This is a genomic window from Paenibacillus sp. PastM-3 (genome assembly GCF_029893965.1).
GTDB lineage: Bacteria > Bacillota > Bacilli > Paenibacillales > Paenibacillaceae > Paenibacillus_AQ.
Genome location: NZ_JARXXP010000011.1, coordinates 129,161 through 156,058, shown reverse-complemented (window position 1 = coordinate 156,058; position 26,898 = coordinate 129,161). Strand labels below are relative to the sequence as shown.

Below are 26,898 nucleotides of genomic sequence, written 5' to 3'. Positions count from 1 at the left end.
CCCTTAACTTATGTCTGATCCCCCATTGCTGCGTCTGCCCCAGCTGAGGCGTCCTTGGGATAATGACATCATATGCATATAAGGGAGGTCTGAACTGGTCAGCTGCCTAAGATTCGTCAAGATGGGCTTTCAGGATTCTCAATCCCTTGGGCAGATGGTTCTTCAGCTGGCCCGAGCTGGCTTTGCCCCAGCCGACGGGCAGGCCTTCCACGCAGACGAGCGTCCAGCCGTGCAGCTCAGCGGGAACCGGCAGGCTCTCGCCGCGCAGCCAGGCCTGAATGTCCAGGCTGTCAGCAGACAGGTCGAAGCAACGTGCAGCCTGCTCCGGTGAAAGTGCCATAGCCAGGGCGTGGGCCGGTTCGATCCGGTTTTTCTTCAAATGGGCTACATGCAGCCCAGCGCGCGGGACCTTAAGGCCTTCCAGCTGGCCGGTATGCAAACGTTCATTAAATGCTTCAGGCAGCAGGTAAAGCGACTCTCCAAACAACACAGGTGTACCCTGTACGTTGTAGCCGGGCAGCTCCTTGGCGGCCCAGTCCAGGAACTGCTGATAAGCCTCACGGACCGAAGCGTTTATTCGCGGCCCGTGTTTGCTTTTTCCGCCGCTGCGTTTATTGCGGGTGCTGGCTGGGTCACCGGATGCTGAAGCTGGTGCTTTATGCAGCAGCGCGACGAAATGCCCCTCACCTTTCTCAAGATGAGGCCAGAGCCGTTTGGCAGTAATGAGCTCCATATCGGGATAAGCTGCTGTAAAACGGGCGATTGTCTCCTCGTTCTCCTGGCGGTTAAAGGTACAGGTCGAGTAGACCATACTGCCGCCCGGCTTCAGCATGATATAGGCATCCTGCAGAATATCCCACTGCCTGGATGCACACATCCGGACATGATCGGGGGACCACTCACGGATTGCTGCGGGATCTTTGCGGAACATGCCTTCACCGGAGCAGGGAGCGTCAAGCATAATCCGGTCGAAGACCTCCGGGAAACGCCGTGACAGCTCGTCCGGAGCAGCGCTGGTTACGAGTGCATGGGGGATACCCAGACGTTCGACGTTCTCGGCCAGAATTTTGGCGCGCTCGGGATGAATCTCATTGGAGACAAGCAGGCCCTGTCCCTGCATCAGGGAGGCGAGGTGGGTTGTTTTGCCGCCTGGCGCAGCAGCCAGATCGAGTACGGTCTCACCAGGCAGCGGCGCCAGCAGCTCGGCCGCGGACATTGCCGACGGTTCCTGAATATAATATAGTCCGGCGGTATGGAAGGGGTGCCGGCCGGGCCGGGCCGGATCCTCATAATAATAACCTGTTTTGCACCAGGGGACCGGAGTCAGGCTGAACTGTGCCATAATATTGCTGGCAGTAGCGCTGCCGGGGGGGCTCTTTAAAGTATTAAACCGCAAGCCCTGGGTCCGCGGCATCATGTAGCTGTGCAGAAAAGCGTCCGCCTCCTGCCCCAGCATCTCTTTCATGGCAGTGGTAAATGCAGCGGGCAGCCGTTCTTCATTCATAAGTCATTCTCCTCTTGTTGATTTCAAAACAGGCTCAAGTGTTCTTATTCCTTGCTGTTTCAGGTGGATACCGATAAAATCAAGATATGGGACCTCAGCGTTGCCTGTATATGTACATATATATAACTATATCATAATTGCCGAGTCTCACCGTAATCGGGGCAATCGAAAAGGGGATGTACCTTATGAATTTGCTGCAAGCGCTATTCTTCCCGCCGGAGCAGCCCGGCGGCGTATCTTCCATGATTCCTTACCTGCAGGAGCGGTTCCGCTCCAGCCGCTGGGAAATGGATTTGTTCTGGCTGCCTAAGCGGATTCGGAACAAGGGACGTGAAGAGATTGTCTTTGAAACGTTTGACTGGACGGTGTACGGCGAAAGTCCGGTTGTGCAAAAATATATCCAGACCTACCGTGACTACATCTGGTGGACCAAGCTGCGGATGAGCAAGCAGTATGATCTGATTCATGCCCATCATCCGATTGCCGGCCTGGCGATGAAGAGAATCTATCCGGAAATTCCGCTGATTCAGACGCTGCACTCCAGTTACGAACGCGAGCTGATCCTTAACGGCGTTATCCAGGAAGGCGGAATAGAGCATCAGTTTCTGGTCTCCATTTACCGCGAGCTTGAGCATGTCAGCGACCGGCTGATGACGGTATCGCACGCTTTTGCCGATTATCTGGCACCTTATACAGATCATCCTGCGAAGATCGGCATTATCCCGAACGGTTTTGACGAAAAAAGATTTAAGCCGGTTCCGCATGATAACAATATTCCGCAGCTGGTGACGGTTACGCGCCTGGTTCCTGCCAAAGGTCTGGATATCCTGTTCAGAGCTTGTGCAGAGCTGAAAAACCGCGGTCATGAATATGTGCTGCATATTATCGGAGACGGACCTTCGCGCGGGGAGCTGGAGTCGCTGGCGCAGGAGCTCGGAATTTATAATGAAACGATTTTTTACGGCTATACGCTGCATCCCGAGGAATTCATGCCGTTTTTTGATATTTTTGTACTGCCGTCGAGGGCGGAAGCATTCGGTTCCGTGTTTGCGGAGGCTGCGCTCAGCTGTCTTGCCCTGGTCGGTACAAATGTCGGCGGGATACCGGAGCAGATAGAAGACGGGGTCAACGGTCTGCTGGTCAACCCGGATGACCAGAATGCACTTGCAGATGCACTCGAAAAAGTGATTGCAGATCCCGGCTACCGTTATGAGCTGTCGAGATCCGCATGGGATAAAGCAAAGAGCCAGTATTCCCTGACCCGGGTCGCCAATGAGCTCAAAAAAATCTATCTGCAGTACCAGCCGGAAACGAAAGGGTGAGCTCAGGTGATCCCTTTCCGATTCCTGCATGCTGCGGATCTGCACCTGGACAGCCGCTTCGTTGGTCTGGCGCAGCTTCCGCAGGCTGTCCGCTCCTATCTACGGGAGTCCACCTTCGCCGCCCTCGGGCGGCTTGTTGGCGTAGCTGTAGAGGAAAAAGTCGATTTTGTAGTCATCAGCGGTGATGTATACGATGTTTCGGATGCTTCGCTGCAGGGCCAGCTGCGTTTTCAGGAGGCCCTCAGGGAGCTGGCCGCACGGGGCATACAGGTCTACCTGATTCATGGCAATCATGATCCGCTGGACGGGCCGCGCCTCAACATGGAGCTGCCTGCCGGAGTCACCATGTTCGGAGCCGGAGAGCCGGGACAAGCCGTAGCCTGCCGCCGGAGTGACGGGGCGGAGCTGGCTGTCATCAGCGGTATCTCTTATCCCACGGCAAAAGTAACGGAGAATACGGCATTGCGGTTCAGCCGCAAGCCGGGCAGCAGCCTGTTCCATATCGCGCTTTTACACGGCAATGTGGACGGGGATCTGCAGCATGAAACCTACTCGCCGTGCACCCGCAGGGATTTGATCGGACGGGGCTTTGATTACTGGGCCCTGGGGCATATTCATAAGCGCAGTATTCTGCACGAGCGTCCGGCCATTGTTTATCCGGGCAACATTCAAGGTCGCAGTGTCAAGGAGACAGGACCAAAAGGCTGTTACATAGTGGATGTAAATGAAGAAGGCCATACCGCTCTGCGGTTTCGTGAGCTGGATACGGTCCGCTGGCAGGTGAAGGAAATACCGATTGACGGTCTGGCAGATGAGGCGGAGTGGACAAATGCCGTGGAACGGGCAGTAGAGGAAATCCGTGATGAGCTTCCGCAACTGATGTCCGTCGTGCGCTTCAGACTTACCGGCCGGGGGAACGTGCACAGAATATTGTCTGAAAAAGGTGCCGCTGCCGACCTTCTGGCCGAGCTGCAGCGGCGGGAGGCGGTGCGAGCCGGGCAGCAAATGTACGCGGGTCTGGTGTGGACCGAGGGCTTCTCAGTAGAAACAGGACTGCCGGTTGACCGGGAGCGTCTTGTGCAGGAGGATAGTTTCCTCGGCGAACTGCTGCGGCTCTCCGGCCGGAGCGGACAGACTCCAGACGGGCTGGAGGACTTGCTTTCGGCAGCGCTGAAGCCGCTGATGGAAAACCGCGAGCTGCGCAGGCTGCTTAGCGCTATTGACAGCGATGACAAACGGGACTGGCTGCGCAGTGCCGAAGAGCTGGGCATTACACTGCTGAGTGGTGCGGAGGAAGCTGCGCGGGCTGGCAGCCATCATCCGGTTTATGGTGAAGAGGCAGCGGGAGACGCAGGTACGCCGGAAGACCGGCAGAAGCGGGGGAATGCGGAATGAAGATAGAGCAGTTGCAGATTAGCGGCTTTGGCCGGCTGCAGCAGCGGGAAATTGAGCTGAAGGAAGGCGTCACTGTACTGTACGGGCGTAATGAGGCCGGCAAAAGCACCACACTGCAATTTATCCGGGCTATGCTGTTCGGGATTCCCGGCAGGGCGCATCCGGCGGAGCGGTATGAGCCGCTGCAGGGCGGTCAGCACGGGGGGATTCTAACGGCATGCGACCGTTCGGGGGCAAGCTGGATCATCCGGCGCTACGCTGCCGGAGGGGAGCAGGCCCGGAGCGAAAGGCTTAGTATTACCGTCCGGCATCCGGACGGCCGGACGGAAGAGGCGTCACAGGAGGAGCTGGAACGGCGGCTGCTGGGCGGCATCTCGCGAAGCATGTTCCGGCAGCTGTTCGCTGTGTCGCTGGACGAGCTGCAGGAGCTTGGCGCGCTGCAGTCCGAGGAAATGAGCAGCTATCTGTTCCACGCGGGCATGGGCGGAGGCGGTGATATTATGCGCGCCGAACGCAAGCTGCTCCAGGAAGCGGAGAAGCTGTATAAACCGCGGGGCAAAGTGCAGGAGGCGGCCAAAATCCTTCAGCAGATTGAGAAGCTGGAGCGGGATATGGCCGAGAGCCGGTCTTTGCTTCCCCGGTATAATGCGAATCTGGCTGCGCTTGAGCTTGCGGAACAGAAGCTGGCAGAGCTTGAGCTTGCGCGGAACAGTACAGGCAGCAGACTGAAGCTGCTGCGCAAAGCGGCAGATATCCGTGAACTGTGGCTGAAGTGGCGTGAAGCCAGGTTTGAGCTGGAGAGCCTGCCGGAAATCGCGGATTTTCCCGAAAATGGCACGGTACGGTGGCAGACGCTGGAGGCGGAAATCCGCAGTGCGGCTGGTGCTGTAGAGCGGCTTCAACGGCAGCATGACGAGCTTGCCGCCGAGCTGGCGCTTCACCCGCCGGATGAGCTGCTCCTTGCACAGGGACCTGTGCTGGATCGTCTTGACCGCAGGCGTGCGAGCTATGAAGACCGCCGGGCAGAGCGGCAGCGCCTGGAAGCCGACCTTGCCGTACATGAGGCTCATCTGGAGCGCATTCTGCGCAGTATCGGCGCCGGATGGGGCTATCCGGAGCTTGCCGCTTTTGCGGTTACTGCGGCGGAGCGCGAAGCTGCGCGGCGCTTCGCCGCCTCATTCGCCGGCTACGACCGGCGCATGGAGGCCCGGGAAGCGGAGCGGCAGAGCCTCCGCTCCCGCCTGGCCGCCGCCGCCGCTGCGCTGCAGGCGGCGGAGCGCTCGCTTGCGCGCGAGCACGCAAGCGGCGCCGCCAGCTTCGCGGGCCTCGCCCCGCGCAGCCCGCGTGAACTGCTGCAGCTGTGGGACGAGCTGCAGCAGGCTGCCGAGCGCTGGCGCGAAGCCCAGCTCGGCACAGCCGGGCCGCGCAGCGGCCCGGAAAGCGCCGGCCGCCGCAGCTCCGGCGCCGGAAACCGCCGGGCGGCACGCTACCGGCGGTGGCTGGCCGCAGGCACAGCGCTGACGCTGCTGCTGCCGGCGGCCCTGCAGCTGAGCGGGGCTCCGCCGCTCAGCGTCTGGTCCGCGCTCGGCCTGCTGGCCGCAGCGGACCTGGCCCTGTGGGCCGGCCTGCGCGCAGCGGGCCGGCAGGGCACCCCGCCGGAGCATGGCGGCGGGGATAGCGCAGCGGCCGCAGCGGAGATGCTGCGGCTGCGCGGGCTGCTGCTCTCCGGAGCGGAGCCGGAGAGCGGGAACATGGATGCCGGCGTGCTTGAAGCCGGCATGCGGGAGCTGCGCCGCCTGATGGAGGCGTGGAACGCCTGGCAGCTGCGCATGGACCGGCTGTCCGGCGAGTGCGAAGCGTGCCGGACAGAAGCAGAGGCGCTCGCCGGGCATGAGCGCGCCCTGGCAGAGGAGCTGGAGCGCGCCGAGGCGGAGTTCTCTGAACTCGACGTCCGGTACACAGACTGGCTGCGTCAGCGCAAGCTGCCGGAAGGCTTGTCCCCGGAAGGGCTGCCGGATCTCTTCGCGCTGGTAGAGCAGGGAAATGAGCTGCTCCGCCAGCGTGACAAGCTGACTGCGCGGCTCGGGGAGCTTGGAGCAGAATGTGAAGCCTATGAGCATGAAGGCTTGTCACTGCTGCAGCAGGCCGGAGGGAACAGTAGCGGTGAGGTCTCCCTGTTCACCTTGCTCGGCTGGCTGGAGAACCGGAAACGGGAGTGGGATGTGCTCCGGGGTGAGCTGCTTCGCAGGGAGGGATTGTCTGCCCGGATGGCGGAAATGCATGAGGAACTGTTGGAGAACAGGCAGCAGCTGGAAGGTCTGGTGCATCGCAGCAGTGCTCTGCTGCGTGAAGGCGGAGCCGGGGACGGCGAAGACTTTCTGCGGCGCGCTTCGGCAGTGCAGCGGCGGACGGAGCTTGTGAGAGCGATCCGTCAATGGGAGCTGGCGATGTTCACCGGCTGGGAAGGCGCCAGAGCGGATCAATTGCAGCAGCTGCTGGAGCAGCATGATGCATCTGCGCTTGAAGAGGAACGCACTGCAGCCGAAAATGCTGCGGTGAACCTGGAAGAAGAGCGGAATATCCTTTTGGAGCAGAGGGGCAAGCTGCTGCAGGAGCAGGAGCATTTGCATGAACGCTGCATGGGGGACACTGTCAGCCAGCAGCTGGAGGAGCAGCGGTCGGCACTCCGCCAGCTGGCTGGCCAGTATGCCGTGACGGCACTGGCAGCAGAGCTGATCGGGCGGACGAGAAGGATTTATGAGCAGGAGAAGCAGCCGCAGGTCCTGCAGCTGGCTTCTGCCTATTTTGTAAAGCTGACACAAGGGGAATACCGGAGAATTGTAATGACCCTTGGCCATAAAGAGCTAAAAGCTGAGCATGAAGCGTTAGGGCTGCTCGACAGCGGGCTGCTGAGCCGCGGCACACAGGAGCAATTGTATCTTGCGGTCCGGCTGGCTCTGGCCGAAACCATGAGCCGGCAGATCAGGCTGCCGCTGATGCTGGATGATCTGTTCGTCAATTTTGATGAAGGCCGCTTGTCTGCAGCACTGGCCTTGATAGGCGAACTGTCGGCAACCAGGCAGATCGTAATGATGACCTGCCACCGCTATGTTGCGGATGCGGCCATGCGGATTATTCCTTCCGCGGCGGTAATATCCGTCTAACTTCCCTCATTTCCGCCCCCGTATAACCGGCTTGACGGCAACAATGGTTATGCCTTTAGCCTTGTCTTTCCCTTCAGGGCAGGGAGGCGGGGGAGACAGCGGTGCGCGCAGCAGCATGCTGACCCAAACTAGGGCCAGAGCTCCGAAGATCGGGTAGAACACCCCGAGCAGCGAGCTGAAGCCGAACTGGCTGAACAGATAACAGAACAGCATGAGCAGCGGAGTGACGAGGGCAGGGGCGACAGGCAGACGCTGCTGCAGCTGTACGCTCACGCCGTAAATGTTGGCTATGAAAGTGCTGAAGATTTCCAGAAAGATCAGCAGCAGATAGATCAGCTGAACGGCTGGGCCGAGTCTGAAGGCGATGCTGCCCATCGGGACTTCATACTGCAGAATGCCGGGCATCTGCGAGCTCATGGCGAAATGCGCAGCCAGCAGCATGAAGCCGATGCCGATGCCGCCCAGAATACCGCCGCGTACAAGCGACTGTTCGTCCTCGGTATGCCGGGCCAGCGGGACAAGCACAGCCTGGGCCATACCCAGGTTAAAGGCGGTATACAGCAGCGGTGACATCCAGGCGCCGAAGCTGCTGCTGTCCGTCTGCAGGAATAGAAACCGCCCCGCTTCCGGCAATCCGAATGTATTAAAAATAATGATAAGCGACAGAGTAAGCATCAGCGGCACAACCAGGCTGTTAAGCTGCATAATGCCTGACATCCCCCGCTTCAGCAAAAAAAACGAGCCGGTCAGTGTAATCAGCAGTCCTGCCTGATAAGGGAAGCCAAGATGCTCCTGAAAGATGGCCCCTGCACCAGCCAGCATAATGCTGTTGACCCCGATCAGGATAACCAGGGTGAACAGGCTGATGCGGCTGCCCGTTTTTTCACCGAACAGATGACGGTTGAAGTCTTCATACGAATCGGCACCGATCCGGCGCGCAATAACCATCATCTTGGTGCCGAGCCAAACGAACAGAACGGTTGAGAGCATAATGGTAAGCAGAGCCCAGTGGCCGTACCGGGTAAAAAAGCGGAGAATCTCCTGGCCGGTAGCAAACCCTGCGCCTACTATGGTGCCGATATAGGTAAAAGCAATCTGCAGCGTGCGGACATACGATTTCATGGCTTCACTCCTCATGTGCTCTGATTATACTCTGATTATAAAAATGGGCTTTGCCCGCCGGATTGCCTTGTGCAGTCCATATAGTACAGGTTATGATGATAGCCAGAGGGACATGACTTCCGCACAGGTGAAATGAAGGTTTGCGGAAGCGGAGCGTCTGGAATTATTAAGGTAATGGGGGTACTAAGTCATGGAAGTATTGAAACAGCGGATATTAGAGGAAGGGGTCGTCCATTCCGATCAGGTGCTGAAGCTGGATGCCCTGCTCAACCACCAGGTTGATCCGATCCTGACGATGGAAATGGGACGGGAGTTTGCCGGGAGATTCGCGGATGCAGGGATCACACGGGTGGTCACTGTGGAATCCTCGGGTATTGCCGTGGCGTTTGCCACCGCTTTGGAAATGAAGGTGCCGCTTGTATTTGCCCGCCGCAAAAAAACGCTGCTGGCTGATCCTGATGCCCTGTGCGAACGGGTTCCGTCCTTTACCAAAGGGATTGTTACCGACATCATGCTGTCCCGCCAGTATATTTCCCGGGAAGATAAGGTTCTTTTTATTGATGATATTATTGCCAACGGTGATGCTGCGCGCGGGCTGATCAAGATTATCCAGCGTTCCGGCGCTGAGCTGGCCGGGATGGGAGTCGTCGTGGAGAAGTGCTTCCAGGCAGGCGCCCGTACGATCAGGGATCAGGGTATTCTGTTGGAGTCGCTAGTCCGTATAGAGTCTCTGGAAGACGGAAAGGTTCATTTCGCCGATTAATTCAGTGACAATTATCGAAACAAAAGCCTATTTTTAAAACATCTTCTTTTCACCCTATAACTTTTCCTTTATAATAAAGATTAGACATAGGAGAGGAGGCGTCACAATGGGGAAAGAACCGGTGACAGAGCAATTTTTTATTGATAAGCTAACCGAGGCCAAGGATCATTTCGAGCGTGCCCTGGATTGTAAACACACAGAGTTCGACGATCTGTATCCCTATATGATTGAACATCCTCAATTTTTCTGGTATAAACGTTATGTTGCCTGGTCGGAGCTTTTAACGATCACCAGTCTGTGCCAAGAGCTGGAATTCAACTGGAAAGAGAATTTCACAGACAATCAGGTTGAATACCTGGAACAACGTGTGATGTCCGCTAAAGTTCTTGATTTCTGGTTTGAGAAGAATGAAGCGCTGATATAGGATCTTAGTCAAGCAAGACCCAAATGGATTCTCATTTGGGTCTTTTTTTGAAGGGACAAGCTTTTTTGTAAAGGAGGGTTAGGAAATGATCAGTGATGAAGAATTGGATGCTTACCGTTTGTCCGGTGAGAAGGTGCGTGTCATTCGTGACGCAATCCAGAGCAATGATGTAAGAGGCATAATCCTGGCCTGGAATGAGACTCAGGTAATGGTGCGCCGTCCAAATAAGCATGTAGTCAAGCTCGACCGCAATTACATTTTTCAGCCGTACTCGGAGCCGCGTAAAGGGCTGGAGGATTTATAAGATAAAGCGCGTTAAACGCGAGAGAAGCCCCGTCCGGGTATGGACGGGGCTTCTCGCATACAGGCTGGTAACAATCAGATGGACATAGCCATCTGTTCAACGCTCTCGTTCTTGGGCAGTACGGCGAGCTCGGGATTCAGTCCGAGATAAGCGCGCATGCGCTGCATCATCTCATTACGGAAGCCGGGCCACTGGATGTTGATCTCGCCGGTATAGCCCCGGCAGGCATAAGAGGCTTCAACGCCGCGCTGATCCTGACGGATCGTGGTAATCTTCAGATTGTGGGAGGTCAGCTCGCGGGTTACCTCCTGCAGCATCAGTGAAGTCTTCTTGGTTGCGCCTGTAACCAGCTCCATGTAGAGCTGGGGAGTCTTGAATAAACCGCTCTTGCCGATTACCCGGCAATCACGCTCGAATACTTTATGAATAAACGTCAGCAGCAGATAGCTTCTCACAAGGGACAGTTCGTCTTTGGTTATATCTTCAGGAATAGTTGGTGTGTTCAGAGTGGTTCTGGTAGTAGTCGCCATATAAATCACCTCATTTATAGTATGCGAACTTTTGTTCTTATTATACCTTGAATTTATAATGAAAAGCAATAATTATCCAAAAAAATAATGAAAAGAAATGAAAATAAAAAAGTGTTGACTCTTATATTTGTACATGGTAAGATCTATTTTGTGGCCGCGAGAGTGGCAATACAGAATTTGCGGTCGTGGCGGAATTGGCAGACGCGCACGGTTCAGGTCCGTGTGGTAGCAATACCGTGGAGGTTCGAGTCCTCTCGACCGCATCCTAATGAAGAAAGACCCGTAATGCCTCAGGCGATTACGGGTCTTTTTTTGCGTGAAATGAGCTTTAAGTATATCCTCCATATACATCCATTGTTTACTGTCCCCCTTGACAGCAGAGCCCAAAGCCACTATATTTGCACTTATTAAAAGAGTTGTAATAACTCAGGGAACAGGAAGGGGACAGCAATGCCAATATCTCATAACACCGCTCAAGTCAAGAAGATCAATGTTGAGCTGGTCAAAAATACGTTGAAGGCTGCCGGTACAGGCACGAAGGCGTCAATCGCCAATATGACAAGGCTGAGCGTAGCCACTTGCGGCAGTATCCTGAATGAGCTGGTCGGCAGCGGTGAGGTGATTGAACTGGAGCTGGAGGAATCGAGCGGCGGGCGTCCTGCCAGGCAGTATATGTTCAATGCTGATTATGCCTGTGTGCTGTGTCTGATGGTGAAGACGGAAGGCGGCCGTCATTCCATAACCTACCTTATTGTCAATCTGGCAGGTGATCAGGTGGAGGAGGGGATACGGCATTGTGACTATATAGATGCCGATACCATTGATTCTCTGGTCGGAGAGCTTGCCGGGAAACACCGCGATGTAAAAGCAGCCGGCATCGGCATTCCGGGAGTTGCGCACCGCGGGGTTATCGGAATCTGTGATGTGGCTGCACTTGCCGGAGTGCCGCTGGGTGAGCAGCTAAATGAGAAATACAATATGGACATCATCATCGAGAATGATATGAATGCTACAGTGTACGGCTTTTATCAGCTTCAGAACCTGGAGGAGGATCAGCCGTTTGCCGTGGTGACCTTTCCTGACAATCATTTTCCGGGAGCGGGCTTTATCGTTAACGGGCGCATGGTGACGGGCTCAACCAATTTTGCAGGGGAGATCTCTTATTTTCCGCTTGGCCTTTCACGGGAGGAGCAGCTGGAAAGGCTGCATAACAAGGATACGTTCGTGTCTGTAGCGGCCCATATGCTGTCTTCCATAATAACGGTCCTTAATCCGGTCTCCATCGCGGTCACAGGCGATTTGACCCATCCTTCGATGACAGAGGAGCTGCTTGACGGCTGCCGGCAATATATTCCGGAAGAGCATCTGCCGGCGCTGCTTATCAAAAACAATACACAGGAAGAATACAGGGCCGGTCTAACTGCGCTTACGCTGGAGAGCCTCACTTACCGGCTGCAGCTGGTGGAACGGAGATAACGGACGGGCCCTCTGCGGCCCTTGCCCATTCTAATATCTTTTACCAGAACAACATCTAATCCTTCAGGAGGCCATCAAGTTGAAACAGCGCACAACCTCATTCAATAAAACCTATGCCATGCAGCTTGTAACGATCTTTTTAGGCTTTATTATCTTCGGTATTTCGGAAAATATTAAAGGGCCGGCTATCCCGCGGATTCAGTTTGACTTTGCTTTGAACGAGGAGCAGCTGGGGAGTCTGCTGTCCCTGAACGCCCTCGGCTATCTGATTGCCTGTTCATTCACCGCTATACTGGTGCGTAAGTTCGGAATCAAAGCGACAAGCATCATGTCCTTTGCCTCCATGCTGCTGTCCGGTATTTTTATCTTTGTATCCCATGCCTACCCTGCGTTCGCGGCATCTTATTTCCTGATGTACATCGGTAACGGGATGCTGGAGATTGCCCTGGCTATCCTGGGGGCACGTATTTTTGTTAAAAATGTCGGGACCATGATGAACCTGTCCCACTTTTTCTATGGACTAAGCTCCACGGTTGCCCCGCTGATCGCTACAGGCATGATGTCTGTGCACCTTTTTGGCCATGAACTGGACTGGCGGGGAATGTATCTGGTCATGCTCTCACTCTCGCTGCTGCCGATCCTGACTGCGCTGCGCAGCTCCTTTCCTGGAGATGATATGCCGGCTGAGCACCGTACGCCATTCAAGGAACTAAGGCGGGACCCTGCCCTGTGGTGGATGGTGCTGATCCTGTCCTTCGGCGTTGTATCTGAGCTGGCCGTCGGCGGCTGGCTGGTTAATTTTCTGGAGAAGGCATACGACTGGGATACTGTTAAGGCATCCGGCCTTCTGTCTGTGTTCTTCCTGCTGTTCTCAGTCGGCAGGCTTGTGCTCGGACCGGTGACGGACAAAATCGGCTTCACCCTGTCGCTGATTATTTTCTCGGGCTTCTCTGCTGTTTGTACCTTTGCGGCGATTGCAGGGGGAGAGTCCCTGGCGTTTCTGTTCGCGGCTGCAGGCTTAGGGATTGCGATGATCTATCCGACCGTCATGGCCTTTATTGCCAAGCGTTATCCTAATGGAAGCGATACAGCCATTACCTTTACGGTTACCATGATGGGACTGGGAAGTGTAATCGGGAACTATGTGATCGGCTTTGTAATCGAAGCGGTGAAGAAGCTGTACGGTGACAATAACCCGAATGCCCTGCTGCACGGGTTGCAGGCGGGGTACGGATTTATCGGCCTGTGTGCCCTGCTGTGTGCGGTATGCGCCTTTGTGCTGTACCGGTTCCTGAACAAACGCGGTGAGCTGATCTGATCCGGCTTCCGTTAATCCCTTTTGCAGAGCAGGTCTTCAGTAGCCTCCCACAATTTTTTCTGCTGCAGCGGATCATTGCCAGGGGAGACGGGTTCAATGGGCCTGCCGGTTCCGACATTGAAATATCCGCCGGTTACCTTACCGTATTCAGGCTCCAGAATGAGCCGGATCATGATTTCTGTTCCTCTGCGTGGATCGCCGATATGAAGCCCTTTTAACAGCCGTTCGATTACCCCGGCAAACCTTAGTTCACGTCCAAGGCCTGTGACGTTAAATCCCGGATTCAGAGCATTGACAGTAATTCCGCTGCCGGACCATCTGCGGGCAAGCTCAGTGGTGAACATTATGTTCAGCAGCTTGGTTTTGCCGTATAACGCAGATGAGCCGCGGGCTGTAAACGGGCTGGTGTCACTTAAATCCTCTGGCAGCTGCAGGGTTCCGTGACGGCGTGAAGCTTCGGAGGCAACATTGACCACCCGGGCCTGTCCGGCCTTCAATAGAGAGGGCTGAAGGATTTGGGTCAGCAGCCAGGGCGACAAATAGTTGACAGCAACCATTTCAGCATAACCTTCAGAAGTGACACGCGGTTCAAAAGCATGGATACCGGCATTGTTTAACAATACGTCGATTGCTGGATGAGAGGACAGGATTTCTTGTCCGATTCTGCGGACTTCTTTCATTAACGAGAGGTCACCGTAATAAAAGTCGATTTGCGCACCGGGGGCTTGTTGTCTGATCAGGAGTGCTGCAGCTTCGGCGCGTTCCTTGCTCCGGGCTGTCAAAACTAGCCTGAAGCCGCGTTGCGCCAGCGTAGCGGCAGCCAGCTGCCCGAGTCCGCTGGTAGCTCCGGTAATGACTGCAACAGGATTTGTAGACATGAGTTCGGTCTCCTTCGTGTGATATAATGGTATAGCAACATAGTTGATATATGTCCATCATAATAATATAGTTGATATATGTCAACTACATTGGGCGTTCATTCTGAACTGAAGGAAGAAAGGTGAACAGATTGAGTAGAGATTCCTTGGCTGATGCAGGGAGAGAAGCGCTTGAAGCAGCGCTCGGAGAACAGCTGAACGCGCTGCTTAGCGCGTCCCATGCCATCAATGTGAGGGCGGCGTCCCGGTTCGATGATTCTTTGCAGCCGGCTGCTTTTCACCTCATCCGCTGGCTGTATTCTTATGGACCGGCCAGTGCTGCGGTGCTGGCGGAATCCACAGCAATGGACCGCAGTTCGGTAAGCCGCCTGATCAAACAACTGGAAGCCTTGGGTTATGTGAGGAGAGAGTCGTCTCCGGAGGACGGGCGGGCCATTCTGCTCTCGCTCACCAGACATGGGCAGGAGAAGATCGTGGAGGCGCTTAAAGAGAAGGGCACTGTTTTTTATGAGCGGATTGCGGGCTGGAAGGATGAGCAGCTATATGATTTTGTTGAATTGCTTAGGCAGTTTAACGGCTTAAACCCCCGGATATAGACGGAGTATCCTGTGTGTGAACGCAGAAAATGAACAGTCAAAGGTGCTGTATACCGTATACCGGTGAGGGCTTCAGGGAGGCTGAATCTGCAGTCTGCTTTTAATATAATTTACTTCCAGCTAGGCTATGGTTCAACACATGCATCATCTGATACTGCTGAAATAAGGTGCTTTCCATACGTGGAGAGCACCTTTTTGTCATGCTGCGATATACAAATTCAGGTCCGGCTGTGCGGAGCAGTCCTGCGGTTCAGCAGAAGCGCATTGATCTCTCCGCCCGCCAGAATGATGATTGAGCTGATATAGAGCCAGATTAGCAGGATCATGACCCCGCCAAGGCTGCCGTAGGTTTTGGTGAAATCACTGAATTGATTGACATAGACGGAAAAAAGTACAGAGGTGACGATCCAGCCGACGGTAGAGAAGAGCGCACCCGGCATAACCTCCCTGAGGTGCAGCCTGCGGCTGGGGGCAATCCAGTAGAGCAGCGTGAATACAACGAACATAACGAATAGGGGAACGGCATACTGCAGCAGATCCCAGAGCTTTTGCAGACCATAAGGCAGATCAGTAAGCAAAAAGACCTGTGTCTTCAGCCAGCTCCCGAATACGAGCAGCAGAATGCTGAGCAGCACCACCAGGCCGATGGACAGCGTAGCCAGAAAAGCGATCCCCCTGACTTTCCAGAAGACCCTGCTCTCGTCAATATCGTAGGCGCGGTTGAGACCTTTGATAATGGCGTTGATTCCCTTCGAGGCGGCCCATAGCGTAGCCAGCATACCAAACGACAGCAGGGCCTGGCTCCGCCCCTCGGAGACATCCTGCAGAATTTCTTCAATAATAGAGTAGGCTTCGGCCGGCATAATCGGCTGTAGCTGCTGAATCTTGTCCTCCAGCGAAATATGGGCGTACCCGATCAGCGTCATGATGAAGATCAGGAACGGAAACAGGGAGAGGATGAGATAATAGGTTAATTGCGCACTGACGCCCTGCACATCATCATATTTAATTTTGGTGAACAGCTCTTTGGCAAAAGCGTACATCCCGGCGGCATTCTTCTTCATAATTCCCTCCTCTGCGTACTCTATAATATGCACTGGTATGTTTATAATATTAACCAGCTTGAACAACATCACAGCTAAAATGTAGCCTGTCAGGTATATAATACAGGGGGATGGGCTGCTTGGGCAGCGTAAATTGAATAAAAGGGGAATGAGAATGAAGCTTGCACGGGAGGATTTTCAAGGGATCAGAAACTGGTTTTACCGTAATGCCCGTCCGCTCGAACTGGCAAAATGGCAGTTTCATTTCGGGAATGGCGGACAGACTGCTGTGCTGACGGCACTGGCAGCCTACCAGAATGAAGACGGCGGATTCGGAAATGCCCTCGAGCCGGATGCCTGGAATCCGTATTCCTCGCCGCTTCAGACCGCAACCGGGGCGGATATGCTGATGGAGATTGGGTTTGAGGACAAAGATCATCCCGTTGTGCAGGGCATACTCAGGTATCTGGAGAGCGGAGCCAAAATGGACGGTAACACATGGAAGAATGTGATTGCCTCTAACAACGATTATCCGCATGCACCCTGGTGGAATATGGACTCGGACAGCACAGCCCGCAGCACCTTTAATCCGACTGCGATTCTGGCCGGCTTCATTCTGCGGTTCGCTGACAGGAACAGCGCGCTTTATGCACGCGGCTTCGGGATTGCGAAGGAGCTTGAAGATCTTTTTTTACAGGAACCGGAGATCGAGATGCATCCGCTCAAATGTGTCCTTACGCTGCTGGAGTATATCACCTTGGCAGGTCTGCAGGAGCAGTTCGCTTACCCTGAGATGAACGCAGCTGCAACGCGGCGGATTACTGCCCTGCTGCAGCGGGATGCCGGTGACTGGACCGGGTATACCTGCAAACCTTCGTTTTTCATCCAAAATCGGGAAAGCTTGGGCTACGAATACAATGCAGCTATCGTGGAGAAGGAACTGGACTATACGCTTGAAAGCCGTAACAGGGAAGGCATCTGGAACTTGAACTGGAGCTGGGCCGGCTATGAGCGGGAGTTTGCCCTCAGCGAAAATTGGTGGAAGGGCTGGATTGCGCTGGAGAAGCTGCAGTTTTTGCGGGCCTTCGGGCGGCTGGACTGAATACGGGGCAAATAAATAAGGCGGCGGCGCAGCAGTTCTCCCGGGGGAGACGGCTTGCGACGACGCCTTTGTTGTTGCCTCGTTAGCAGGAAAGTTCAATTGCTGGAACGCTATTAGGAGCTTTTGCGGATGGCTGAGAACTCCTGGGCATAAATATCCCGGACCTTACTTAGAACGGCAGGGGCATGCTCGGAGAATTTCAGGCCGGATACCTTATCCTTCTTCAGGAATATACCCGTCTGATCTTTGTGTCTGCCCAAAGCGGCATTATACAGCAGACCGGCACCGTAGCTCGGATGGTGAAAGAACATTTTCATCAGAGGCTTGATATAAAAGGGCAGGCCTGAATTTTTATCCTTGCGGAGCGTGTTGTTGCCTCCCGGGTCGGCACTGCGGATCATAATGCCCTCAGCAGCGAGCTGTGGTGCTAGTTCCTTGGTCCACAGGGAGAGCGCCAGTTTGGAGACTGCGTACGGACCTAACAGCTTTTTGAAGGAACGGGGCCGCTCCAGCAGGGCTGGGTCGAAGGATTGTACACTGGCGATCGCATTGGAGGACGTGTTGATGACGGTTCGTTCAGAACCCTTCAGCAGCAGCTCCTTCAGTTCCATGGTGATAATATACGGGACAACCGTCTGCAGCTCGAAATGCAGCTCACGGCCCTGTGCGGAATAGCTTAGTTCCGAAAAACTGCCTCCGGCATTATTAAAGAGCAGATCAAGATTGGGCTCGCTGGCTTTAATTGCATCCAGAGCCTGGTGCAGACTGGAGAAATCGGTCAAATCCGCGTTGTAAATCCTCAGCCTTTTGCTGGCTGCAGCTTCAGTTATCAGGGGATCACCGGAGGGAAAAGCGGAGCGGATCAGCGCGGCGACCTGCCAGCCCTCGCCCAGCATTTTACGTGTCAGCTCAAGTCCGATGCCGTTGTTAGCTCCGGTAATCAGCGCGGTTCCGCGGCTGGCGCGATTATAATGTTCATTCATTGATATCTCTCCTTCGTTTGATATTAGGGGCCAGGATAGCGGTGCGTCAACACCGTGTATCTGATGGTGGGCTCATTCTATAACCTGGAGCCGACTCCAAGTCAAGGGATGTTTTGGCGGAAAATGTAGCGCTTGACTTGGAGCTGACTCCAAGTTATACAATAAGTTAATTGGATATTACAGGCTCAAGAATTGGCCGGGAAATTCTGGAGGTGCAGGAAATGATAGAGGCGTCGGAAGCAAGAATGGAATTGGCGGAAGAAGAACGGGCAAAGGAAGAACAAGCAGGGGAAGCGGAACAGGGAGTCCAGGAGGGCTATTCCATTAAAAAAGCAGCGGAGCTCACCGGTATAGCCGAGGATACGATCCGCTACTATGAAAAAATCGGGCTGCTGCCCCGCGCTAAACGTAAAGGAAATACGCACCGGATCTATAGCGGGCAGGATGTGGAGCGGATGAAGCTGATTGTCTGCCTCAAAAAAACCGGAATGCCGCTGGACGAGATGCGTCCCTATCTGAGCCTGACCCCGGATTCCGACCTGAGCGGATACCCGGAGCTGTATGACAAAATCCAGACCCATAAGCAAAATATCCTCGATCAGATTGCTTCGTTGCAGCAGATCGTGGATTTCATCGATAACAAGGTTACCGTCAGCGGCATTGGAACCCGCAATGAGGATTGTACGCTGACCGGAGATGTCAAACGGATGCCTGCCCGGAAAAAATAGATAACTGCTCACTGAAGCTCCATCCCGCCGGGATTGGGGCTTTTTTAATAGCGCAGGGAGCAGTGCTTCTTTACAATGAAGTTCAATTGGAAAAAGGAGGGAATTGGCATGAGACAGGTTACATATGCTCCGTCAAAGTACATTCAGGGGGAGGGCGAGATAGCCAGGCTTGGAGCTTATTGTGTACAAATGGAGGCCGGAGAGGCTTATGCAATCGTTGACCCTTATATTTTGTCTGTATATGGTGAGGAGATCCGGAGCAGCTTTGCCCGGGAGGCGCTGGGACTCCAGGTGCGGGAATTTCTGGGTGAGTGCAGCTTGGCGCAAGTGGAACAGATTGTTTCTGAGCTCAATCTTGACAGGATAGGGGTCATTCTGGGGATCGGCGGAGGCAAAACACTGGATACCGCCAAGGCGGTCAGTCACTACGCCAGGCTGCCGGTCATTCTGGTTCCGACGGTTGCTTCAACGGATGCGCCGTGCAGCGCGGTAGCGGTGTTGTACTCGGAACAAGGAGCATTTGACCGTTACTTGTCCCTGCGGCGCAGTCCTGATGCTGTAATCGCCGACACCGGGCTGATTGCCAAGGCACCGGCCCGGCTGCTGGCAGCGGGGATGGGGGATGCGCTGTCGACCTACTTTGAAGCGAGAGCCTGCCGCAGGTCAGGTGCTGTCACTGAAGCCGGCGGCGCGGGCTCGATCGCTGCCTTCGCTCTCGCCCGGGCCTGCTATGATACCCTTCTCCAGGACGGGCCTTGCGCCCTGGAAGATGTCCGGCAGGGCAGAGCCTCCGCACAGGTCGCCCGTATTATTGAAGCGAACATCTACCTGAGCGGGATAGGCTTTGAGAGCGGGGGCCTCGCCGCAGCCCATGCCATTCATAACGGGCTGACCGTGCTTGAAGAATGCCGGCATATGCTGCACGGAGAGAAGGTGGCGTTCGCCACCCTGGCGCAGCTGATGCTTGAGCAGGCGCCGCAAGAAGAGACTGCTGCCGTTGCCGCCTTCTGCCGCGAGGCCCGGTTGCCCCTTACCCTGGATCAGATGGGGCTTGGAGGTGTTCCTGCGGAGAGGCTTATGGCTGCTGCTGCGGCCAGCTGTGCCGAAGACGGGCCGATGAAAAACATGCCGTTTACAGTAGTGCCTCAGGATGTATATACGGCACTGCTGGCAGCTGACCTTCTTGGACGGCAGACTGAGCAGGACTGTTAATTATTGCGCATCCCGCCTGTACATATTACTCCTGCGGATTCCAAACAATGAGAGTATCAGTTATAGACGAAGGAGGCGTTTCTTATGAACAAAAGCAAGTACCAGCTGCCTAACTGCCGCAAGCTGCTCTCCTATGTTGCCGTAGCTGTCCTTATGACATCTCTGATTCCGGGAGCCCCGTCAGCAGCGGGAGCAGCTTCTGAAATAAGGGCCGAGGGAGAGCGGTCCGGGATCAATGGTGTGCAGGCAACTGTAGCTAAGCCGGCACAGGCAGGCCGCGGCAAGGTAGCGATCATCATTGACGATTTCGGCAACAGGATGCGCGGCACAGATGAGATGTTGGCACTGCCGATCAAAATTACGGCTGCCGTCATGCCGTTCCTGTCCACCACAGAGCAGGATGCCAAGAGAGCGCATGAACGCGGTTATGATGTACTCGTGCATCTGCCGATGGAGCCGCGCCAGGGCAAGCCGGAGTGGCTGGGACCGGGAGCTGTCCTGACCAGTATGAGCGACACTGAGGTACGGGAACGGGTGGAAGCGGCGATTGATAATGTCCCTTACGCCATCGGCATCAACAATCACATGGGCTCCAAGGTGACCGGGGATGAACGGGTAATGGGAATTGTGCTGGCGGTCTGCAGGGAGCGGGGGCTGTTTTTTTTAGACAGCCATACCAATTACCGGTCAATAGCGGGTAAGCTTGCCCGTGAGCAAGGGCTTCCCCCGGTGGAGAACCACATCTTCCTTGATGATGTCCACTCCGCAGGCCATGTCCTCAAGCAAATGCGGCTGGTGCAGGAGCATGCACAGGACCAGCGGTATTGTATAACCATCGGGCATGTCGGCATACAGGGCAAAGAGACCGCTGCGGGCATCCGCAGCGGCATTGAAGAACTGAAGGACACTGTAGACTTTGTCGGCATCTCTGATCTGGTTAAGGAAGAATGGAAATGGAATGCGCGGCTTACACTTCCATAAGGTAGGCTGCGATCCCGGCGGCGATGGCCTCAGCCAGCTCCTCCTGCCCATGAGGTGTACAAAGACGGCTGCGGTCCTCCGGACTGCTTATGAATCCCGCCTCAACGATTACCGTTGTGGCGGTTATTTTGTTAAGCAGATAGAACGGTTTGCCGGGTCTGGGGTCAGTCTTCATGCCATACAGCTTGTTCAGCTGATCCTGGATCGACCTGGCCAGCAAAAAGCTGCGCCCTTCCTGCCGGTACAGCACCAATGGCCCATGCTTGGCGGGTGAAGGCGCCCAGTTAACGTGTACGCTGACGACTACATTTGCAGGCAGAGTCTCGGCCAGCTCCTTGCGCTGGGCCAGATCGCGCAGATGGCGGGATTTGCTGCGCAGCCAGAGGTTCTCGTCGCTCGGGGCGTAATCCCCGGTGCGGTTCAGGATGGCATCGAAGCCGTCGCTGCGCAGCAGCAGAAACAGCCGGCGCGAGATCGCGAGTGTAATGTCCTTCTCCAGGATCTCGCCGTGGGAGGTTCCGCCGTCAATCCCGCCGTGCCCGGCATCAATCAGGATAATCCGCTGATCATGGCCCAGCACCTGCCGGCGTTCATCTTTCGGCAGAGGCGACAGGTCTGAAGCTGCCATTTGCGCGGCATCGGCAGGTCCGGCCAGCAGCGCCATCAGTCCCGCTGAAGCAAGCAAAATGGTCCATCTGCGCCATCTCGGGTATACAGTCTTTTTATCAAAGCCGGCTGACCGCAAGCTTGCATTTTTCAAGTGTAAGACCTCCTTGCACGTTCTACTGGTTTATCCAGTGGAATCTTTGTTAGATTGTGCTGTAAAAGGCAACTTTATACGGTCAGCTGCCGGTTTAGAGAGGTCACCTTTCGAGCACACTAGATCCATAGAGGTCCGGCACGGACCGGATGAAGTGCAGATCTGAAAGGAGGTATGGACAATGGCTTCCAGCGGAGATGATCTGGTAAAGTACATTACCGAAAAGGTAGTAGTCTATATGGAGGACCCGCGGGCCAGCCGGGAACGGCGCAGAGCGGAGAAGCAGCCGTGGGCGCAAAAATGGTTCGGCATGCTGCCGCTTGGCCTGTCGATCTGGCGGAGCAAATGGACCCGGGAGGGCCGCAAGTGAGCTTCGGATACAAGGAGCGCAGCATGGATTTAACGCCAATAAAACAACCTTCCCGGCCGCATTACGGCAACTAACCGGGAAGGTTGTTTTGTAGTTTAGAGATAAGCTTATTTGGATCGTACGGACTGTAGAACCGGTGATCCGCTGCATAGAGGTTGCGGATGTAAACCCGAATTTTGGATTCTCACACTGTCAATCGTCAACTGCAACGCGCGTCTGCAAACCGCTAACGGACCGTAATGACGCTATTCGTGTTATATGAGACAATTTGAAAATCTAACGGACCGCAGCGCTCTTATTGGTGCCAAATCTGCCGAATGGAAGGTAAAGGCCGCTTATTAACGGCGCTGGAGTCCGTTAGAGTATAGGATAGTTAGTCTTGCCGTGAATAACGGCGCTGGAGTCCGTTAGCGTGACTAATAGTAATCGGCGATGAGCAAATCCTGATGAACCGCTGATGTTACGAAGTCATCTATATCAGGCGCTGCAGCCAGTGCACTCGTCCACCAGTAAACACAAGCTTTAGCAGTTACACCTTAACAACAGCAGACGCGAAACTTCACCAGCTAACGCAGCATCGTAATAGCGTCAGTCTCAGTCCCGTAAGCCAAATCACTGCCCTGTGCATCAGGAAGCTTATGCAGGGTTCCTGTCTTTTGCAGCAGGGCGAAGGGCAGATAGCGGCGGCCCTTTACGCCTGTAGCGGCATAGATCACTGTGCGGCTGTTTGTGGCCTTCTCCTGGACGGAGGGACGCCAGCTCTGATAGCCGGTGATCATAAAAGGAGCGCCGGTCGTATCATTCGCTCCAGGCGACTGGTAGGCCAGGGCCCGTCCCTTGCCAAGCAGGACGGCAACATTGCCGCTGTCTACAGCCTTCAGCCTGGAGCTGGCCAGCCACCGGATGTCCGCATACGGATCATCCTGGCCGCCGCTAAGACTGGCCTGCAGCGGAGACAAGCGGCTGCCGGAGCTGGTTACCGCATCGGCCGACGGCAGGGCTCCCTTCAGGACAGCGTCAGCCTTGGCTGAATTCCAGGGCAGAAGCTGCAGGCTTACAGCATTAATATAATAGGTCTGTTTATCCACGGTCAGCTTCCATACCGGCAGCATGGGAGCATAAAGAGCTGTGAGTTCGGCGTTGCCTGAATAGGATGAAGGAATAAGGGCCTCCTGCACCACAAACTGGCGCAGTTCGGTCAAGCTGTATGGAAGTCCGGTCGTTCCTGCACCGTATTCGCTGAGCATATAGCCGCCGTCTTCAGCAGCGGAGATGATCAGATATCCGATGCGCTGCCCGCCGCTGAGCACATTGACCAGCCAGCTGTGTGTGCCTGGTCCAAGCGGGTAATATTCCGTTTCGGCATTCTTCCAGGCTGTAAAAGGAGCGGCTGCAGATAACCTGCTGATTGTATCGGCAGTGAATTCCTGCAGGGTTTCGGGTGACGGCAGAGGCTTTATGGAGAGGTCAGGCTGAAGCGCCTGGGAAACGGCTTGCAGCACAAGAATACGGCTGCCCTGGGCGGTTGCTTCACCAGCTGCCGGAACCCACGCAGCCGCAGGCAGCAGGGCCAGTCCGAGACACAGAAGGGGGAACAGCCGGCGGCGCCATGGCACTGCCTGTGGTCTTGCAGATGCTTTCATCTCATCATTCACCTTTCTTGTTCCAAAATCATACAGGCTTGTCCTCTACAGCTATTGTAGAAGACAAGCCCTGAAAAGGCTGTTGCTTGCTGTCGCGCAGTTGCGGAGAATACGGCTTGTTTTTTTGCCTGCTTTTAGCAGACCTGGTCGTATTCTATGAGCTGCGCAGATGAAACAGACCATATGTGACAGCGGAAACTGCAATTTGCGGCTCATATTGCCAGCTAGTCTCGGTCCGCCGGGCGTTATATTGCTCCTCGATGGCCTGCTTCTTCTCCTCGTCCGGCTCCTTCAGCAGCTCGGAATAATAAAGATCCACGATGCTCAGCTCCAGCCTGAGCCGCTCCCGCGCTTCTTCAGCCCAGCTGTAATCCAGTCCGGCGAGCTGGTTAGTCAGATAGCTCTCCAGCCTGTCAGCTCCGCCTGAAACGGTCAGCTCATACGGCTGGATATGAATATTCTCCGGCAGGCGGGGAGTCAGCTCCAGACTGCCCAGCCTGGTATCAAAATCAGCGACAATTCTCCCTGTGGTCAGGGAGATGCCGAGGAAATGCAGCTCCTCCCGCTTCAGGTCACAGGTCATCTCGACCTTGTAACACACGCCAAGCCAAGGCTCATAGGCTGCCGAGAATAAAGTCATGCGCTGTCTGCTGCCGGGGTCCTCGAACAGCTGCAGGCACTTGCCTTCATCTCTTGCAGCGTCCCAGATTTGCTTGAGCCGCTTGCTGCCGTAGGTGACATCCTCACGGCGGATCAGGCCCGGACCCAGCCGCGGCAGTGCCGGCACGATGCCGAAGTAGCGGGCAAGGATGCTGTCCTGCGGGTCCGTGGAAACTCCGGGCGGCGCACCGTTCGGGGAGCCGCCAAAAGTGCCTGCAGGCGCTGTATCCGCGGCAGGCTCTGACGCAGCCTCCATCTCTGTGCTGCCCGGCTGAACCACGGGAGCTGGCGGAAGGTTCATACCGCCGCGTGGCCGGGCAGGGGCTGCAGCCGCCTGAGTCGCGGCATGATCATATTGCTCGGGATCAAATACGAAGGTGAAGGAAAGTGTCTCCGGCTCCGCGCCTGTCCGCTCAACGAAACCCCAGTAATAGGGCCTGTCGGTCAGCATCCGGTCGGCGCGGGGCGAGAGCTTGACCGTTACATGCAGCGGTGAAACCTCGATAACGGTGCAGCCGGTAGCCTCCAGATAATCCATCACATGCCTGCGCACCTCCTGTGCAGTTAGTGTCATGGCGAAACCCCGCTTTCCTGCCGGGTTTCGTGAGACAGCTCGCTCAGCGATTCGCCGATATGATCCAGTCCGCTGCGCAGCTCCTCGTCGCTGCGGGCTTCCAGCATGATTTTATAAAGGCTTTTTTCCAGCGACTCCTTCTGTTCAAAGCGTTCGAGAATAACATCCAGCCCCCCGATAACCATTTCGAACATGTTGATTTTCTCATGCAGCAGATGGAGGATATGCTCTTCGATCGTTCCCTGGGTAGACAGATTATAGATGACGACATCATTCTGCTGTCCCAGCCGGTGTACCCGGCCGATCCGCTGCTCCACCCGCATCGGGTTCCAGGGCAGATCGAAATTGATCATATGGTGGCAGAATTGCAGGTTAATGCCCTCACCGCCCGCTTCGGTGGCAATCATGACCTGGGCGCGTCCGCGGAACAGATCCATCATCCAGTCTTTTTTGCCGCGGTTCATTCCGCCCGAATAAGGCACACATTGCAGCCCGTGATCACGGAAGTACTGCAGTAGATATTCCTGGGTGGCCCGGTACTCCGTGAAGACAATCACCTTTTCATTCATTTCCCGGATCAGCTCCATCGTCTTCTCCGCCTTGGTGTTCGTCTTGACTGTGCGGATACTCTGCAGCAGCTCCATCATCCGCTCACGTTTGGGCGAATCGGCAGGCAGCTTTTTGATCAGATTAACGAGAGTGATGAAGACGGCGTCACGGCTGCTGCAGACTTCACGTTGCAGTGTCACAAGAGAGAGCATACTGCTGAGATTACCGCCGGATTCCTGGTACGTATCTTTGACAAATGCGGTAACCCCGTCATAGAGTGCTTTTTCCTCAGGTGATAGAGTAAGCGGAATATTGCGTACTTTGCGCTTCGTGAAGGTAACAGGCCCCTCGCCGCGGCGGTTGCGGATCATCACCTTGGAAAGCTCGCCGCGCAGCTGCACCTCGTTCTTCGGCTGACGTTTATCGACGACAAAGTTGGCGGCAAAATCGCCCTGATTCCCCAGCTGTCCCGGCTTCAGCAGCGTAATCAGATTGAACAGCTCGCCGAGGTCGTTCTGGACAGGCGTCGCGGTGAGCAGCAGGCAGTATTTTTTGCGGAGCTGCTGAACGAACTGGTAATTGGTCGATTTCTTGTTCTTCAGCTTGTGAGCCTCGTCAATAATCAGCATGTCGTATTCAGCGCTTAGCAGCAGCTCCTTATGCGGATCACGCTTGGCCGTATCCAGGGAAGCGACAACGATGTCATTGCTCCACGAATAGGCTTTTTTCTGGGCGACGGCGTTAATTCCGAACTTGGCGTTAAGCTCCCGGACCCACTGCAGGACAAGAGAAGCGGGAACCAAGATCAGTACCTTGCCCACCAGACCGCGTACCAGATACTCTTTCAGGATCAGTCCGGCTTCAATCGTCTTGCCAAGCCCCACCTCATCCGCAAGAATGGCCCGGCCTGACATTTCAAACAGTACTTTATGAGCGGTATCAAGCTGATGGGGCAGCGGGGACAGGCCAGACAGATGCTTCGTGCACTGCAGCTCGTCAAAGCTGGTGACAAGGCCGCATTGTTCCCCCTGCACAGCCAGCCGGGATAATTTCCAGTCGCCCCAGGGGCCGCCTTTTTCCAGCCTGGATTCCAGATCCTGCAGCCAGTTCCGTTCAAAGGACAGGGGAACCGGCAGCAGCGGGGCGGATATGCCCCCCTCCTGCGGTAAGGAATTGCGGGATAATTGCATCATGTTGCAGCCTCCTCCGGCAAGGTCTCATATCGGAATGCGTAAAAGTAGTATGCTCGTAAAAAAGAGAATTCATAACAGAGACTAAAAAACCGAGATTTCGCCAGAAAATGCCGCCGAAAACGGTTGTTTTTGCGCTAAGGCTTCTATTTTTGAAAAGGAACTCTGGTACAATATGTGGTATATTGTTAAAGCATATTTACACAATATATTGTTACAAAAGCTTGAAATGTTGGTTTGCAGGATGCTTTTGGCGTTAATTTGTTATTGACAAGCCGAGTCTGGCATTGCTGCAATATTTGTGTTA

24 protein-coding genes and 1 tRNA gene are annotated in these 26,898 nt (G+C 55.1%); 15 read left to right on the top strand and 10 right to left on the bottom strand.

Translation table 11 applies throughout. The features are described 5' to 3' along the window. Positions 1–106 precede the first annotated feature (106 nt). Positions 107–1,504: an RsmF rRNA methyltransferase first C-terminal domain-containing protein gene (locus tag M2108_RS17105; RefSeq protein ID WP_277470590.1), complete on the bottom strand. Its 1,398-nt coding sequence runs from the start codon at positions 1,502–1,504 to the stop codon at positions 107–109. A 185-nt stretch (positions 1,505–1,689) separates the two neighbouring features. Here M2108_RS17105 and M2108_RS17100 point away from each other — a divergent pair, with 185 nt between their 5' ends. The 3 genes from M2108_RS17100 to M2108_RS17090 are packed head-to-tail and all read left to right on the top strand — an operon-like array spanning position 1,690 to position 7,385. Beyond that, complete coding sequence (locus tag M2108_RS17100) at positions 1,690–2,826, top strand: glycosyltransferase family 4 protein (protein WP_277470589.1); 1,137 nt, start codon at positions 1,690–1,692, stop codon at positions 2,824–2,826. A gap of 6 nt (positions 2,827–2,832) precedes the next feature. Further along, complete coding sequence (locus tag M2108_RS17095; RefSeq protein ID WP_277470588.1) at positions 2,833–4,221, top strand: metallophosphoesterase family protein; 1,389 nt, start codon at positions 2,833–2,835, stop codon at positions 4,219–4,221. Beyond that, on the top strand, positions 4,218–7,385 hold the full coding sequence (locus tag M2108_RS17090) for an AAA family ATPase (RefSeq protein WP_277470587.1): 3,168 nt from the start codon (positions 4,218–4,220) through the stop codon (positions 7,383–7,385). The genes M2108_RS17095 and M2108_RS17090 overlap by 4 nt, the downstream gene beginning before the upstream one ends. A gap of 6 nt (positions 7,386–7,391) precedes the next feature. Here the strand turns inward: M2108_RS17090 and M2108_RS17085 are convergent, their stop codons facing one another. Continuing rightward, positions 7,392–8,507, bottom strand: coding sequence for a YkvI family membrane protein (locus tag M2108_RS17085; RefSeq protein ID WP_277470586.1), 1,116 nt, complete (start codon positions 8,505–8,507; stop codon positions 7,392–7,394). Between the two features lie 190 nt (positions 8,508–8,697). Here M2108_RS17085 and M2108_RS17080 point away from each other — a divergent pair, with 190 nt between their 5' ends. The 3 genes from M2108_RS17080 (at position 8,698) to M2108_RS17070 (ending at position 9,998) form a co-directional block, all read left to right on the top strand. Continuing rightward, positions 8,698–9,270, top strand: a complete 573-nt coding sequence (locus M2108_RS17080) for a xanthine phosphoribosyltransferase (protein ID WP_277470585.1) — start codon at positions 8,698–8,700, stop codon at positions 9,268–9,270. Between the two features lie 106 nt (positions 9,271–9,376). Further along, on the top strand, positions 9,377–9,694 hold the full coding sequence (locus M2108_RS17075) for a hypothetical protein (RefSeq protein ID WP_068728180.1): 318 nt from the start codon (positions 9,377–9,379) through the stop codon (positions 9,692–9,694). An 85-nt stretch (positions 9,695–9,779) separates the two neighbouring features. Continuing rightward, positions 9,780–9,998, top strand: a complete 219-nt coding sequence (locus M2108_RS17070) for a hypothetical protein (RefSeq protein ID WP_277470584.1) — start codon at positions 9,780–9,782, stop codon at positions 9,996–9,998. 74 nt (positions 9,999–10,072) lie between these two features. On the opposite strand, the gene M2108_RS17065 is transcribed toward M2108_RS17070, so the two are convergent. Further along, entirely contained in the window at positions 10,073–10,528 is a 456-nt protein-coding gene (locus tag M2108_RS17065; protein ID WP_277470583.1) for a YhjD family protein, read from the bottom strand. Positions 10,529–10,707: 179 nt separating this feature from the next. Between M2108_RS17065 and M2108_RS17060 the strand changes: the two genes are divergently transcribed. From M2108_RS17060 to M2108_RS17050, 3 genes are all read left to right on the top strand, one after another. Further along, a tRNA-Leu gene (locus M2108_RS17060) sits at positions 10,708–10,791 on the top strand. 187 nt (positions 10,792–10,978) lie between these two features. Next, a complete protein-coding gene (locus M2108_RS17055; RefSeq protein WP_277470582.1) occupies positions 10,979–12,004 on the top strand; it encodes an ROK family protein in 1,026 nt (341 codons plus the stop codon). A gap of 118 nt (positions 12,005–12,122) precedes the next feature. Next, a complete protein-coding gene (locus tag M2108_RS17050) occupies positions 12,123–13,322 on the top strand; it encodes an MFS transporter (protein ID WP_277470620.1) in 1,200 nt (399 codons plus the stop codon). Between the two features lie 11 nt (positions 13,323–13,333). Here the strand turns inward: M2108_RS17050 and M2108_RS17045 are convergent, their stop codons facing one another. Then, a complete protein-coding gene (locus tag M2108_RS17045) occupies positions 13,334–14,200 on the bottom strand; it encodes an SDR family NAD(P)-dependent oxidoreductase (RefSeq protein WP_277470581.1) in 867 nt (288 codons plus the stop codon). Between the two features lie 131 nt (positions 14,201–14,331). Between M2108_RS17045 and M2108_RS17040 the strand changes: the two genes are divergently transcribed. Continuing rightward, positions 14,332–14,796: a MarR family winged helix-turn-helix transcriptional regulator gene (locus tag M2108_RS17040; protein WP_277470619.1), complete on the top strand. Its 465-nt coding sequence runs from the start codon at positions 14,332–14,334 to the stop codon at positions 14,794–14,796. Positions 14,797–15,014: 218 nt separating this feature from the next. Here the strand turns inward: M2108_RS17040 and M2108_RS17035 are convergent, their stop codons facing one another. Beyond that, on the bottom strand, positions 15,015–15,860 hold the full coding sequence (locus tag M2108_RS17035) for a YihY/virulence factor BrkB family protein (protein WP_277470580.1): 846 nt from the start codon (positions 15,858–15,860) through the stop codon (positions 15,015–15,017). Between the two features lie 154 nt (positions 15,861–16,014). Here M2108_RS17035 and M2108_RS17030 point away from each other — a divergent pair, with 154 nt between their 5' ends. Beyond that, the gene (locus tag M2108_RS17030; protein ID WP_277470579.1) at positions 16,015–16,941 is read left to right on the top strand and encodes a hypothetical protein; all 927 of its coding nucleotides are present in this window, start codon (positions 16,015–16,017) and stop codon (positions 16,939–16,941) included. A gap of 113 nt (positions 16,942–17,054) precedes the next feature. Here M2108_RS17030 and M2108_RS17025 read toward each other — a convergent pair whose 3' ends face one another. Then, positions 17,055–17,924 (bottom strand): SDR family NAD(P)-dependent oxidoreductase, encoded by an 870-nt coding sequence (locus M2108_RS17025; protein ID WP_277470578.1) that lies wholly within the window; start codon positions 17,922–17,924, stop codon positions 17,055–17,057. Positions 17,925–18,145: 221 nt separating this feature from the next. Between M2108_RS17025 and M2108_RS17020 the strand changes: the two genes are divergently transcribed. The 3 genes from M2108_RS17020 to M2108_RS17010 all read left to right on the top strand — a co-directional run bounded on the left by M2108_RS17020 (position 18,146) and on the right by M2108_RS17010 (position 20,845). Beyond that, positions 18,146–18,652, top strand: coding sequence for a MerR family transcriptional regulator (locus M2108_RS17020; RefSeq protein WP_277470577.1), 507 nt, complete (start codon positions 18,146–18,148; stop codon positions 18,650–18,652). A 108-nt stretch (positions 18,653–18,760) separates the two neighbouring features. Continuing rightward, a complete protein-coding gene (locus M2108_RS17015; protein ID WP_277470576.1) occupies positions 18,761–19,864 on the top strand; it encodes a glycerol dehydrogenase in 1,104 nt (367 codons plus the stop codon). Between the two features lie 84 nt (positions 19,865–19,948). Beyond that, positions 19,949–20,845: a divergent polysaccharide deacetylase family protein gene (locus M2108_RS17010; RefSeq protein ID WP_277470575.1), complete on the top strand. Its 897-nt coding sequence runs from the start codon at positions 19,949–19,951 to the stop codon at positions 20,843–20,845. Here M2108_RS17010 and M2108_RS17005 read toward each other — a convergent pair. Continuing rightward, positions 20,832–21,605, bottom strand: a complete 774-nt coding sequence (locus tag M2108_RS17005; RefSeq protein WP_277470574.1) for an N-acetylmuramoyl-L-alanine amidase — start codon at positions 21,603–21,605, stop codon at positions 20,832–20,834. The genes M2108_RS17010 and M2108_RS17005 overlap by 14 nt on opposite strands. Positions 21,606–21,786: 181 nt before the next feature. Here M2108_RS17005 and M2108_RS17000 point away from each other — a divergent pair, with 181 nt between their 5' ends. Further along, complete coding sequence (locus tag M2108_RS17000) at positions 21,787–21,975, top strand: YqzE family protein (protein WP_277470573.1); 189 nt, start codon at positions 21,787–21,789, stop codon at positions 21,973–21,975. Between the two features lie 566 nt (positions 21,976–22,541). Here the strand turns inward: M2108_RS17000 and M2108_RS16995 are convergent. From M2108_RS16995 to M2108_RS16985, 3 genes are all read right to left on the bottom strand, one after another. After that, entirely contained in the window at positions 22,542–23,618 is a 1,077-nt protein-coding gene (locus tag M2108_RS16995; RefSeq protein ID WP_277470572.1) for a hypothetical protein, read from the bottom strand. A 154-nt stretch (positions 23,619–23,772) separates the two neighbouring features. Further along, positions 23,773–24,852 carry a YqhG family protein gene (locus M2108_RS16990; protein WP_277470571.1) on the bottom strand — a complete coding sequence of 360 codons (1,080 nt, stop codon included), beginning with the start codon at positions 24,850–24,852 and terminating at the stop codon, positions 23,773–23,775. Then, on the bottom strand, positions 24,849–26,594 hold the full coding sequence (locus M2108_RS16985) for a DEAD/DEAH box helicase (protein WP_277470570.1): 1,746 nt from the start codon (positions 26,592–26,594) through the stop codon (positions 24,849–24,851). The genes M2108_RS16990 and M2108_RS16985 overlap by 4 nt, the downstream gene beginning before the upstream one ends. Positions 26,595–26,898: the final 304 nt, after the last annotated feature.